The 12,648-nt window shown below is 66.4% G+C and carries 12 protein-coding genes; 6 read left to right on the top strand and 6 right to left on the bottom strand.

Annotated elements, in window-relative coordinates:
* Positions 1-278: 278 nt before the first annotated feature.
* Positions 279-1,466, top strand: a complete 1,188-nt coding sequence (locus tag HMPREF1008_RS03650; protein ID WP_082719623.1) for a branched-chain amino acid aminotransferase — start codon at positions 279-281, stop codon at positions 1,464-1,466.
* A 375-nt stretch (positions 1,467-1,841) separates the two neighbouring features.
* Here HMPREF1008_RS03650 and HMPREF1008_RS03655 read toward each other — a convergent pair whose 3' ends face one another.
* The 3 genes from HMPREF1008_RS03655 to HMPREF1008_RS03665 form a co-directional block, all read right to left on the bottom strand.
* Positions 1,842-2,162 carry a carboxymuconolactone decarboxylase family protein gene (locus HMPREF1008_RS03655; protein WP_009278484.1) on the bottom strand — a complete coding sequence of 107 codons (321 nt, stop codon included), beginning with the start codon at positions 2,160-2,162 and terminating at the stop codon, positions 1,842-1,844.
* A 99-nt stretch (positions 2,163-2,261) separates the two neighbouring features.
* Positions 2,262-3,113: an aldo/keto reductase gene (locus HMPREF1008_RS03660; protein WP_009278485.1), complete on the bottom strand. Its 852-nt coding sequence runs from the start codon at positions 3,111-3,113 to the stop codon at positions 2,262-2,264.
* 121 nt (positions 3,114-3,234) lie between these two features.
* On the bottom strand, positions 3,235-3,669 hold the full coding sequence (locus HMPREF1008_RS03665; protein WP_009278486.1) for a cupin domain-containing protein: 435 nt from the start codon (positions 3,667-3,669) through the stop codon (positions 3,235-3,237).
* A gap of 207 nt (positions 3,670-3,876) precedes the next feature.
* Between HMPREF1008_RS03665 and HMPREF1008_RS03670 the strand changes: the two genes are divergently transcribed.
* From HMPREF1008_RS03670 to HMPREF1008_RS03680, 3 genes are all read left to right on the top strand, one after another.
* Complete coding sequence (locus HMPREF1008_RS03670; protein ID WP_009278487.1) at positions 3,877-4,527, top strand: TetR/AcrR family transcriptional regulator; 651 nt, start codon at positions 3,877-3,879, stop codon at positions 4,525-4,527.
* A gap of 68 nt (positions 4,528-4,595) precedes the next feature.
* Positions 4,596-5,510 carry a CPBP family intramembrane glutamic endopeptidase gene (locus HMPREF1008_RS03675; RefSeq protein WP_050796604.1) on the top strand — a complete coding sequence of 305 codons (915 nt, stop codon included), beginning with the start codon at positions 4,596-4,598 and terminating at the stop codon, positions 5,508-5,510.
* A 344-nt stretch (positions 5,511-5,854) separates the two neighbouring features.
* Positions 5,855-6,334 carry a flavodoxin gene (locus tag HMPREF1008_RS03680; protein WP_009278489.1) on the top strand — a complete coding sequence of 160 codons (480 nt, stop codon included), beginning with the start codon at positions 5,855-5,857 and terminating at the stop codon, positions 6,332-6,334.
* 182 nt (positions 6,335-6,516) lie between these two features.
* Here the strand turns inward: HMPREF1008_RS03680 and HMPREF1008_RS03685 are convergent, their stop codons facing one another.
* Positions 6,517-7,188: a transaldolase family protein gene (locus HMPREF1008_RS03685; protein ID WP_009278490.1), complete on the bottom strand. Its 672-nt coding sequence runs from the start codon at positions 7,186-7,188 to the stop codon at positions 6,517-6,519.
* Between the two features lie 47 nt (positions 7,189-7,235).
* Complete coding sequence (locus tag HMPREF1008_RS03690) at positions 7,236-9,650, bottom strand: glycyl radical protein (protein WP_009278491.1); 2,415 nt, start codon at positions 9,648-9,650, stop codon at positions 7,236-7,238.
* A gap of 108 nt (positions 9,651-9,758) precedes the next feature.
* On the opposite strand from HMPREF1008_RS03690, the gene HMPREF1008_RS03695 reads away from it, so the two are divergent.
* Complete coding sequence (locus tag HMPREF1008_RS03695) at positions 9,759-10,667, top strand: glycyl-radical enzyme activating protein (RefSeq protein ID WP_009278492.1); 909 nt, start codon at positions 9,759-9,761, stop codon at positions 10,665-10,667.
* Positions 10,668-10,770: 103 nt separating this feature from the next.
* Here HMPREF1008_RS03695 and HMPREF1008_RS03700 read toward each other — a convergent pair whose 3' ends face one another.
* Entirely contained in the window at positions 10,771-11,517 is a 747-nt protein-coding gene (locus HMPREF1008_RS03700) for a DeoR/GlpR family DNA-binding transcription regulator (RefSeq protein WP_009278493.1), read from the bottom strand.
* Positions 11,518-11,734: 217 nt separating this feature from the next.
* On the opposite strand from HMPREF1008_RS03700, the gene HMPREF1008_RS03705 reads away from it, so the two are divergent.
* Positions 11,735-12,646, top strand: a complete 912-nt coding sequence (locus tag HMPREF1008_RS03705; protein ID WP_009278494.1) for a hypothetical protein — start codon at positions 11,735-11,737, stop codon at positions 12,644-12,646.
* Positions 12,647-12,648: the final 2 nt, after the last annotated feature.

A 12,648-nucleotide genomic window follows, 5' to 3' on the forward strand; every position in this document is an offset into this window, starting at 1 on the left:
CGTAACCACTCACTTCGGCGTTAGCGCGCGAGAGGCGAGAAATGGGTGAGTGAGTTGCTGTCGCGCGCTCGAAGTGGGTGGTTTTCTCGCCTTCAAGGGGACGGAAATCACCCACTTCGGGCCTCCTGTGCCGGTGATGTGCCGCCTGCGCCTCCCACAGCCGAAGTGAGCGCAGCCCGCGCCTCCCACAGCCAAGGTGAGCCCAGCCCGCACCGCGCCTCCTGCCACCCGCGTCCCGACGTCCGGTGGCACCCGCCCGCAAGATGCTTGACCAGATGATGAACGCGAGGAGAAGCCCCTCCCATGTTTCGGGAGCGTCACCTACTCAGGGCGCCCGCAAGGGCGAGAGTACACTGTGCATCGCGGCGGAGGTGACGCCTGGGACGCTCCCGGGCCGCACCCGCGCGAACCACAAACAAGGCAAGGAGGGCCACATGCAGAAGAAGGACCTGGACTGGGAGCACCTCAGCTTCAGCTACATGCCCACGGACTACAGCTACGTCTCGAACTACAAGGACGGTGCCTGGGACGAGGGCGCGCTTACCACCGACCACAGCATCACGCTCTCCGAGTGCGCGGGCATCTTCCATTACTGCCAGGAGGTCTTCGAGGGCCTCAAGGCGTACACCACCAAGAACGGCGACGTGGTCTGCTTCCGTCCTGACCAGAACGCCGCCCGCATGGCCGGTTCCGCCAGGCGCATCGTGATGCCGCCCTTCCCCGAGGACCGCTTCGTCGACGCCGTCGAGAAGGTCGTACGCGCCAACGCCGCATGGGTGCCGCCCTACGGCTCTGGCGCCACGCTGTACGTGCGCCCGCTCATGATCGCCACCGGTGACGTCATCGGCGTCAAGCCCGCCGACGAGTACCAGTTCCGCATCCTCGTGACCCCCGTTGGCCCGTACTACTCCGGCGGCGTCAGGCCTGTCGCGGTCAAGGTCTCGGAGTACGACCGCGCAGCTCCCCATGGTACCGGCAACATCAAGGCCGGCCTCAACTACGCCATGTCGCTGTATCCCAGCGTCGAGGCGCATGCCGAGGGCTACGCCGACAACATGTTCCTCGACCCCGAGACCCGCACCTTCGTGGAGGAGTCCGGCGGCGCCAACTTCCTCTTCGTCAAGAAGGACGGCACGCTGGTGGTTCCCCAGTCTGCGACCGACTCGATCCTGCCCTCCATCACGCGCCGCTCGCTGGTGGATGTGGCCCAGAACATGCTGGGCATGACCGTCGAGCAGCGTCCCGTGCGCTTCGACGAGATCGGCGAGTTCGTCGAGTGCGGCATGTGCGGCACCGCGGCCGTCATCTCGCCGGTGGGCAAGGTCGTGGGCCCCGATGGCGAGGTCGTCTACGGCATGGACGAGGTCGGACCTGTCATGAGGAAGCTGCGCGAGACCCTGACCGGCATCCAGTCCGGCGAGGTCGAGGACAAGTTCAACTGGGTCCACAAGATCGACGTCGAGTAGGCGAGAGGCGCGCCGGCGTTGCTGCCGTGATGCTCTTCGTCGCGTGAGACATGCCACGCCCCGGGGCTTCGGCCCCGGGGCGCGTTGCGTCGACGTGCGTGATGTGTCCGGGTGCAAGCTCTGCGTGCATAGGGAACGAGCGCAGCGTGGCGCGTGGCGTGCGGTACGAGCGTGAATGCGGGTCGTTGGTGAGACGGTGCGGCCGGCATCGTACGCGCGTCACTCTCGCCCGAAGCCTCATGCTGTAAGGCTTAGTCTTGCCAGTGTGGACAGTTTTGCCGCCGTGCGGGGCCAATTCAGTCCACGATCGCAAGATTGGGCGGCGCTGCGCCTTCCGGCTCGGTCCAGCCACACCCAGCCCGGCACGGCCGTATCCTACTCCCAGACCTCCTTGGCCATGTTGAAGGCGGCCCAGGCCTTGGGCCAGCCGGCATAGAAGGCGGCGTGGGTGATGACCTCGGCGATCTCCTCCTTGGTGATGCCGTTCTTCTTCGCCGTCATCAGGTGGTACTTGAACGACGAGTCGACGAGCCCCTGCGCCATGAGCGCGACCACGGTGACCAGCGAGCGGTCGCGCAGCGAGAGCTCCTCCTCCCGGCTCCACACCTCGCCGAACAGCACGTCGTCGTTGAGCTCCGCGAACTTGGGGGCAAACTCGCCCAGCTGGTCGCGTCCTGCCGTCTGCCTCACTGCCATGCCTGGCCCCTCTCGCCTGATGCCTTTTCTCGATTCGTCTGGGCCGAACGCCCGTCTGCGTGCCCGTCGCGCGCTCGTCGCGTCCCTGCTCCAGGCGCCCTACTTTCCGCTGAACACGGGGAACGCCGCATAGCTGCCGTAGTCGACCGCGTCGTAGCCGCGCAGCGTGTCCATGTCCTCGTCAGAGATCTCGAAGTCCAGCTCGCTGTTCTGGCGCATGTGGTCGGGGTTCGCCGTCTTGGGCAGGGGGAGGGTTCCCAGCTGCAGGTCGTAGCGGATGCAGAGCTGGGCCACGCTCACGCCGTAGCGCTCGGCCATTCCGGCGACCCTCGGGTCGTCCAGGATTGCGCCGTGAGCGACGGGAGAGTACGCCTCGACCAGGATGCCCTTGTCCCGGCAGTGCCGGATGAGCTGCTCCGGGGTGTTGCCCACGTGGACCAGGAGCTGGTTGACCATCGGCCGCACGTCCTCGGCCTCCAGGTTCTGGAGGTCCGCCTCCTCGAAGTTGGCGACGCCGATGGCACGGAGCTTGCCCGCGCGGTACGCATCCTCCAGCGCCTCCCAGGCCTCGCGGTTGCCCTCGGCGTAGCTGCCCTCGCGCCAGTTCGCCCAGGGCTGGGGGCTGTGGATGAGCATGAGGTCGAAGTAGTCGAGGCCTGCCTTTCTCAGTGACTCGTCGATGGCCGCCGCCGCAGTGGCGTGGTCCTTCGCCTCGGCTGCCAGCTTGGTGGTAACGAAGAGCTCCTCGCGCGCGATGCCTGCCGTGCGCACGCCCTCGCCCACGCCCCGCTCGTTGCCGTAGGCTTGGGCGGTGTCGAAGTGCCGGTACCCAAGGCGCACGGCCTGCCGCACCGCCTCGGGTGCCTTGCCGTCGTCGATGAACCAGGTTCCCAGCCCCAGCTTGGGAATGCTGACGCCGTTGCTCAGGACGAAGCTCTCTTCAAGGACCATCGTTGGCTCCTCTCGCCATAAAGACTCGTTCGTGCCGTTTGCCGCAGACCGTCCCACCCCGCCGCCGCATCGCCCGCTGCGGCGTCATTGCATGTCGTGACGCGGACTGCCTCCGGCGTAGCTACAGCGCCAGGTAGTCCTCGTCGCTCACGGCCTCGAGCCACTCGTTGGACGCGTCCTTGCCAGGCACGCCGATGGCAAGGTGAGAGAACCAGCTGTCCCTCTTGGCGCCATGCCAGTGCTTCACCTCGGGCGGGATCGAGACCACGCTGCCCGCCGTCAGCTCCACGGGCTCCTTGCCCCACTCCTGGTACCAGCCCTCTCCGGCCGTGCAGATGAGGATCTGCCCGCCGCCCTCGCTGGCGTGGTGGACGTGCCAGTTGTTGCGGCAGCCCGGCTCGAAGCTCACGTTTGCCACCGCGAGCGAGACCTTGCTCGGGTCCGTCAGCAGTTTGAGGTAGGAGTTGCCCACGAAGTACGCCGCGTACGCGTCGTTGGGCCCTCCCACGCCAAAGGCGTCCGCCTTCTGGAACTCTTCCCCGTCGAGGTACTTCATGTCGCGTCCCCCTATCTGCGTGCCTCCTGGAAGCCAGCTCGGGGCCACTCCCGGCCCGGACCACGTGCCGGCGCGCTGCTCACGTGGATATACTGTATGTTCCAGACGCTAGCCACAGCCGCGCCCATCTTCAATGGCCACTTGTGCCCAAGGTGGTGCCTTGCGTGGCATGACGGACGTCGCATGGGCCGGGAGGGGGTGTGGGCCATGGATCAGGCGGTCGAGAGGAGCCAGCGCTCGCGGCGTACGCGCGACGCGATCAGGGAGGCGTTTCGCCAGATTGTGGTGGAGGGCAGCCCCGACGCAGTGACCGTCACATCAGTGTCGGAGCGCGCGGGCATACATCGCAAGACTTTCTACCTGCACTACAGCTGCATCGAGGCGCTGTATGAGGACATGGTCGCAGAGGTGTGCCAGCAATACGCCGACGAGGTTTCCAAGCTGCCCGTGCCCTACGACTACAAGAGGCTCACGCGGGTCTTCGTCGACTTCTACACGCGTGACGCCTTTGCCGAGCGGCTCATCTGCGACCCGCGCTGGGCGGACCTCTTCCAGGCCGTGTCGGCACGATCTCTGCGGAGCAACCGGGAGGGCTTCGACCCCTTCGCGTCGTTTCCGCCCGAGGAGAAGGACCTCGTCAACTCTTTTGCCAGCGGTGCCTCGCATGTGATGTTCCGCCGTTGGGTGGAAGGGGGAAGGCGCGTCTCGCCCGAACGGCTTGCCGAGCTCCTGGGCGGCCTGATCGAGGACGGCGTCCGTAGCGTGCGTGACGTCGGCGGAGAACCGGCGGCCCGTCAGGCCACAGCCCAGCAGGCCTCGGCACGGCAGCCGCCAGCCCAGCGGGCCTCGGCACGGTAGCCGCCAGCCCAGCGGGCCTCGGCACGGCAGTCGCAGCCAGGCGAGAGTGGCAGGTGACTGGTTCCCGAATGAGTGACACCAGAAGGCGGATCCTCATCGTCCTGCTCGTGACTTTTGGGATCGCGTGGGCGTATGCGTTCCTTGCGGTGTACCCCATGAGCAGGAGCGCGCTGGCAAGCTACCTGCCCATGGCCACCAAGCTGGTCACGGGGGCGATCATGCTTGCGCCCTCGATCGCCGTCATCGTGACGAGGGCCGTCACGGGGGAGGGGTTCCAGGGCACGTCCCACCTCACCTCGGCGGGCTTCGACAAGACCTGGCGCTATTGGCTTGCGGGATACCTTGGGCCCGTCGTGCTCGCGGCGGTGGGAGCCTGCCTCTACTACCTGGTCGTTCTCGGTGCCTTCGACCCAAGCATGAGCTATGCGCGCGAGGAGCTGCCGCTGCTGGGCAACCTCGACCTCGTGTTCGAGGGAATCCCGTTCGCATTGGGCATCATCGTCGTTGCCCCGATGGCCAACTTCGTCTACTCCTTTGGGGAGGAGTGGGGCTGGAGGGGCTACCTTCTTCCCAAGCTGCTCGAGGAGGGCTCCGTGACCAGGGCGATTCTGGCGAGCGGCCTGGTGTGGGGCGCGTGGAACGCCCCTCTGGTCGTGTTGGGCAGCGAGTACGGAGCGGGCTACGCGGGATTTCCCGTCGCGGGGGTCGTCGCCTGCTGTGCCTACTGCACCGTGGTGGGGGTGTTTCTGAGCTACCTCACGCTGAGGTCGGGCAGTTGCATCCCGGCGACGCTCGCGCACGGCTCGCTCGACGGGACGGCGGGGCTGAGCTATGCCTTCGCGCGGACGGCAGGCAATCCCCTCGTGGGTCCGGCGCCCACGGGCATCCTGGGCGGCGTGGGCTTCGTCGTGGCTGCGGCGCTGCTCCTTGCCAGGCTTCGTCGCCTGGAGAGGGCCGGAGAGCCCCTGCTCGTGGAGGAGTAGCGGCCGGACTGCCGCGTGCCGCCGTCGCGTGCCGTCCGAGTACGCAGGCTCTCGCGTGAGGTTGCCGTGCCGCGCCGGCGAAGTCCGCATGTTGCCGCGTCGCGCCGGCGAAGTCCGCAGAATTCGAAATTTTGCTGACTCGTTTTGCAAGGCCCCAGCTAGCTCACATGCAACTCGGCAAAATTTCAATTTTTGCCGAGTTGGGAAGGATGCCGGACGACTCCACGCGCGACGATTCTGGGCATTGAACGATGGCTCCACGTCGGCGCATGATTATCCCAACGAGCGGGGCGCCGATTGGCCGCATGGTGCGTCCGCCGGCGTCCATGGAGGGGGAGAGGATCATGGCAAAGGTTCTGGTCGCATACTTCTCGGCCACGGGAACCACTGCGCGCGTGGCAAAGACGCTGGCAGACGCCGCGGGGGCCGACCTGCACGAGGTCGCGCCGGCGCGACCCTACAGCAGCGCCGACCTCAACTGGAACGACAGGGCGTCGCGCAGCAGCGTCGAGATGCGGGACGAGTCCTGCCGTCCCGAGCTTGCGGGCGACGACGTCGACCTTTCTGGCTACGACGTCATCTTCGTGGGGTTCCCCGTATGGTGGTACGTCGAGCCGCGCATCGTAGACAGCTTCCTGGAGGCTCACGACTTTTCCGGGAAGACCGTCGTGCCCTTTGCCACCAGCGGCGGAAGTGGTCTGGGCAAGGCTCCGGAGCGCATGCAGCAGCTCGTGCCCGACGCTACGGTGCGCGGTGGTCGCAGGTTGAGCGCCGGCGCCTCTGCGGCCGAGCTCGCGTCCTGGGTGCGCGAGCTCGGACTGTGAGCCTGGGCCTGGGGTAGCCGCAGTCGACCTTGCTTTGGCGAAGGCCCTCCAAGACAGCATTCTGCGTAGAATGCTGTCAAATTTTGTGTTTGCCCAGTTGAGCGAGAAAAAGGACAGCATTTCACGCGAAATGCTGTCCTTTCCACCTCTCGAGCGGCATCCATTGCCTCCGGTCTCAGACCCTACGCCTCGAGCGTGGACCTTCCGTAGGTCTTCCGCCAGTTGCTCGTGAACTCGTCCACGGCGATCGCGGTGCCGGGATGGTCGACCATCGCGCGGATCACGTCCGGCGCCACGGTGACGGCGGGAGTGCCCGCCGCGAGGAGCTGATGCACCTGGTCGACGTTCTTGAACGACGCGGCACAGACCTTTGCGTCGAAGCCGTAGGTGGCCAGGGTGTCGACGAGCTCGATTACCTGGCTCACGCCGTCGCCGTAGTTGCACATGCGGTTGACGTAGGGCGCCAGGTAGTCCGCACCCGCCTTCGCGGCCCAGAAGGCCTGGTCGGGGCTGTAGATGCCCGTCGCCAGCACGCATATGCCCTCAGACTTGACGGCGGGGATGGCGCGCAGTCCCTCCCGCGATACGGGAATCTTGACGACGACGTTCTTGCCACCGCGCAGCGAGGCGATCTTGCGCGACTCCGCCAGGATGCCCTCGTAGTCGGTCGCCACCACCTGGGCGATGATCTTCTGGTCCTCGTCCAGGACCTCCTCGAGCTCGGCGAACACCTGCTCGGGCGCCTTGCCGGACTTGGTGATGATGGTGGGGTTTGTGGTCACGCCATCGATGGGGAGAAAGGAGCACAGCTCCCTGATTGCCTCGATGTCCGCGGTGTCGATGAAGAACTCCATGTCGCTTCTCTCCCTCTTGTCCTCGCCTGAGTCGTCTGCCTGTGATTCTAGAGCGTCTGCTCGGTGCGTCCGATGATGTCGTCCTGCGTGGCCTTGCTGAGCGCGTTGAAGAAGGCGCTGTAGCCCGCGACGCGCACGATGAGGTCCTTGTGGTCCTCGGGGTGCTTCTGCGCGTCGATCAGCGTCTCGCGCGAGACCACGTTGAACTGGACGTGGTAGCCGTGCAGGCGGTTGAAGTAGGTCTGGAGCATGAGTTCGAGCTTCTGCTTGTTCTCGTCGCGCGAGAGCATGGTGGGGGTCAGCTTCTGGTTGAGCAGCACGCCGCCGGTGATCTTCTCGGTGGGAAGCTTGGTGATGGACTTGAACACGGCCGTGGGGCCCTGCCTGTCGCAGTTGTGCGCGGGGCTGCAGCCCTCGGCAAGCGGCTCGTGGGCGTGGCGACCGTCGGGCGTCGCCATGGTGCCCATGCCCTGCCCCACGTTGGCGCTGATGGAGCTCGTGCCTGCGTAGCGAATGCCGCCGATTGGGCCGCGGTCGTGGCGCGTAGAAGGGTACTTCGCGATCTCGTCGATGTAGGAGTCGTAGGCCTCGACCACCAGGTCGTCGACGTAGTCGATGTCGTTGCCGTACTTGGGGGCATCGTTCACGAGGAGCTCCTGGACGCGCTTGCCCTGGGGGGACTGGAAGTCGTCGAGTAGTGCGTCCCAGAGTTCCTGGCTCGAGATCTTGCCCTCGTCGAACACAAGCTTCTTGATGGCAGCAAGGCTGTCGGCCATGTTGGCGATGCCAACCTGCAGGCCGCTGATGAAGTCATAGACGGCGCCGCCCTCCTTGATGGTCTTGCCGCGCGCGATGCAGTCGTCGGTGAGGGCGGAGCAGAGCACGTCGGGCACGTCACGCTCGGAGGCCTTGTCGATGAAGTTCTCGACGATCACGGAGTAGCGAGTCATCTCGCGGATGGTCTTGTCCCAGGCGGCAAGCAGCTCGTCGTAGCTGCTCATCTGCGTGAAGTGGCCGTAGTCCTTGGTGAAGCGCCTGCCGGTGGTGAGGTCGACGCCGCCGTTCATGCAGCAGAGGAGCAGTCGGGGGAAGTTGAGGTAGCTCATGCCGGTGCAACGATAGCCCCACTTGCCCGGGACGGCGGTCTCGACGCAGCCGATGGCAGAGTAGTTGTACGCGTCCTCCTCGGCGACGCCCCACTTGACGAACGAGGGGATGATGACCTCGTCGTTGTTAAGGGCGGGCATGCCAAAGCCCAGCTTCATGACCTCGACGCACTCGTCCAGGAAGCGCTTGTCGATGCCCGCGTGGTAGCGCACCGTGAGGTTGGGCTGGGTCAGGCGGGCCTGCGCCACGGACTGCAGGACGAGGTACGAAAGCTCGTTGACCGCGTCCTCGTGTCCGGTGGTCTGGCCACCGATGGTGACGTTCTGGTACATGGGGCTGCCGGCCGACGAGAGCGTGTGCGACCTGCTGCGGATCTTCTGCACGGTGAGCGACTTGATCCAGAGGTTGGTCAGAAGCTCGAGCGCCTCTTCGCGCGTGATGGCTCCGCTGGCGACGTCGGCCTGGTAGTAGGGGAGCATGTACTGGTCGAAGCGGCCGTACGAGAGCGAGTGGCCGTTTGACTCGATCTGCAGCAGGACCTGCGAGAACCACACCTCCTGCACGGCCTCGCGGAAGCTCCGGGCGGGCTCGTAAGGCACGCGCTCGCAGGTGGCGGCCATGCGCTCGAGCTCGGCCCTGCGCGCGGGGTCGTCCTGTCGGGCCGCGAGCTCGCGTGCGAGCGTGGCGTAGCGTCGTGCCCAGCGACGGACGGCCGGGATGACCGTCAGGACGGCGCGGTAGAACGCCAGCCTGTCGACGGACTCGGGGTCGGTGAGGTCAAGCGCGCCCATCGCCGCACGCGTGCGCTCCTCGTAGCCCCGAAGTCCCTCGCGCAGCAGGCGTGCGTGGTTGATGGCCAGGTGCGCGTCGCCCGCGTTGAGCTTGCCCTCCATGCCAAAGACGCCCGTCTCCATGAAGACCGAGACCTCGTCGGGCAGGAGCGCCAGGCCGCGGTCGCGCAGGGTGTTGTTCTCCCAGAAGGGCGCGATGGAGCGGATACGGGCCTTGTCCTCGTCGGTCACGTAGAAGACGTCGCCGTCGCGCTTGTCGAACTGGTCGAGCTCGTCGAGGACGAAGCCCAGCGTGTACTCGGGGAAGACGGGCGCGTTGCAGTTCTTGGTCGCCTGGTTGCCTGCGAGGAGGGTCTTGTCCTCGATGTAGACGCTCATGTTGTCCAGGATGTGCGCGAACGAGAGCGCGCGCCTCAGGACGGGCGGCTGGTTGGTGGTCTGGCGATATGACTCCGTGCAGAGGACGGCGCGCTCGGCGTCGACGAAGGGCTTCTCGTCCAGGACCTCCTCGCGAAATTCCTGCATGCGTGGGGTGAGGGAGCCGAAGTGCCGTGCGTTCTCCATCCGTTCTCCTAATTACGTAAGAAATAATATATACTTACGAACGTAAATATAATGATAGGTGACACGGAAGAGAAGTCAAGGCGAGAAAAACGTCCCCGCGGAGGCAGTATGCAGACGGCGACCGTCTTCAACGTCCAGAAGTTCAGCCTGAACGACGGCCCGGGCATTCGTACCGTCGTCTTCTTGAAGGGCTGCCCCCTGCGCTGCCAGTGGTGCGCCAACCCAGAGAGCCAGCGGCGCGAGCCAGAGCTGGAGTGGGAGCGCGCCTCCTGCGTGGGCTGCGGGCATTGCGTCGATCTCTGCGCTGGGGCGGGCGAGCGCGTGACGGGCGGCAGGCGGCACGTGGACCTGCATGGCGTCGACGCGTGCTCGAAGGCCGCCGCGCGTGCGGTGGCAGAGTGCCCCGGTCATGCGCTCAGCGTGGTGGGGAGGACGCGCGACGTCGAGGGGCTGCTGGCACTCTGCCTGCAGGACAAGCCCTTCTACGAGGACTCCGGCGGCGGGGTGACGCTCTCGGGAGGGGAGGCGCTGCTCTGGCCCGACTTCTGCGTCGAGTTCCTGGGTCGCCTGCGCGAGGAGGGCATAGACAGCTGCCTCGAGACCGAGGCCTACGTGCCCCAGGAGGTCTTCGCCCGTGTGGCACCGCTGGTGGACCACCTGCTCGTGGACATGAAGCACTGGGACGCGGCGACGCATCGCGCGAGGACGGGCGACGGCAACGAGCTGCCGCTCGCCAACCTGAGCTGGGCCGTGGGGGCTGGCCGGGACGTGCTGGTGCGCACGCCGGTGGTGCCGGGCTTCAACGCCGACATCGAGGACGCGCGCCAGATGGCGCGGCTGCTGCGCGGCCTGGGCCTGGACCAGGTGCAGCTTCTTCCCTTCCACAACCTCGGGGAGTCGAAGTACGCGCTTCTCGAGCGGCCCTATGCCCTTGCGGGCAAGACGAACCTGCACGAGGAGGATCTCGTGGAGTACGCGCGCGCCTACGCGGACGAGGGCGTGCGCGCGTTCTTCTAGCGTGGATTGGCTGGGAGGGCGCGGAGGGGTATCGCCCGCCGCAAGGCAGGCACGGGTCTCTCGCCCGGCCCTTGCGCCGCGCCGTCGGCACGTCGTGGCCTCGTCACGCAATCAGGGTCTCGATTCCCATCTGCTCCAGCCTCCGGAGGGTCTCATAGCCCAGGCCGGGGTCGGTCACGACGCCCAGCGGCTTGTCCCCGAAGCGCAGGGGGATGGCGCCGTGCTGGCGGAACTTCTCGGACTCTGTGAGCACGACCACGTGTCCGGCCGACTCTGCCATCGTGCGGTCCGCCTCGGCGCGCATCTGGTCGCCATTGGTGAAGCCCACTCCGTCGATCCAGCCGTCCGCTCCCACGAAGAGGTGGTCGACCGCAAACTCGCGGGCACAGGTGCGCAGGAGCGGACCCACGGTGACCTGGGAGTCGCGCTGCATGATCCCGCCCAGCAGGATTGCCTCGACGCTCGGGAAGTCACGCAGGTAGTTGGCTATGAAGACGCTATTGGTGACCACGGTCACGCCCTGCTTCTGGACGGCGAGCTCGCGTGCGAGGATGGCACAGCAGCTGCCGCTCTCGATCATGATGGTGGAGCCGTCGGGCACGAGCTCGGCCGCGCGCTGGGCGATGCGGCGCTTCTCCTCGTAGTGGTACGCCAGGCGCCCGCTCACGTCGTTGGGGTTGGCAAGGAGGGCAAAGCCGTGCTCGCGCAGCACGAGGCCGCGGTCCTGGAGCGAGTCGAGGTCCTTGCGCATGGTGACGTTGGAGACGCCGAGCCGCTCCGACAGGCGCGTGACGTCCATCTTCTTCTCGACTGTGAGCAGCTCGAGGATCTTGGCGTCGCGCTTGGACATGTGGGACCTTCTGTCTGGCTTGCACCAAGAGGGCGACTGCGTGGCAGCGCGTCGTCGCGGAGCCGTAGCAGTGGCATGTTTCTTACGTACGAAAGCAGATTCTAGCAAAAAGGAAGAAAAATTCAGGCGAGAAGAAGCGGGGGCATCGTGCGCCAGAGCTTCTCTCGCTTGGGTAAGAATGGACGGAAACGCTTGCAGAAACGGGAGGGGAGTCGCGATGCCGATGGGAAGGTCGGTCGACGTCCGCTGGGCCACGCGGCCCACGGGCAGCACGGAGGATGCCGTGGGCGAGCTCGCGCGGCGCATCAGGGAGGCCGACGCCGTGCTGGTGGGTGCCGGGGCGGGGCTCTCGGCCGCCTGCGGGCCGGAGTTCGACTACTCCGGGGAGCGCTTCCTCGCGAGGTTCGGCGACTTCCACGAGCGCTTTGGCATCACGGACCTCTATTCCGGGGGCTTCTATCCCTTCCCCGGCGCGACGACGCGCTGGGCCTGGTGGAGCCGTCACGTGTGGTATGCGCGCTACGACTGTCCGGTCGGCGAGCCCTACCGCGACCTGGTGGCGCTGCTGCGAGGCCGAGAGCACTTCGTGCTCACCACGAACGTCGACCACCAGTTCCAGCGTGCGGGCGTCGACCGGGAGCGTCTCTTCTACACCCAGGGCGACTACGGCCTCTGGCAGTGCTCCGTGCCCTGCCACGACGAGACCTACGACAACTACGAGGTCGTGCGGCAGATGGTCGAGCTCCAGAGCGACCTGCGCGTGCCCGAGGAGCTCGTGCCCCGTTGCCCGCGCTGCGGTGAGGAGATGAGCATGAACCTGCGTGCGGACTCCACCTTCGTGGAGGATGCGGGCTGGCATGCGGCGGCCGGACGCTATCGGGCCTTCCTGGATGCCCACGAGGGTGACAAGGTCGTCTACCTCGAGGTCGGCGTGGGCAACAACACGCCGGGCATCATCAAGTACCCCTTTTGGAAGCTTGCCGCGCAGAATCCGCGGGCTACGTACGCGCAGGTCAACGCCACGGAGTCGCTGGCGCCTGCCGCGCTGGGCGAGCGCGCGATTCTGATTCGCGACGATGCGGCGCGGGTGCTCGCCGGCCTGAGGGCGAAGCTCGCGGAGGAGGCATAGCC

The sequence above is a fragment of the Olsenella sp. oral taxon 809 str. F0356 genome, from assembly GCF_000233535.1.
GTDB lineage: Bacteria > Actinomycetota > Coriobacteriia > Coriobacteriales > Atopobiaceae > Olsenella_I > Olsenella_I phocaeensis.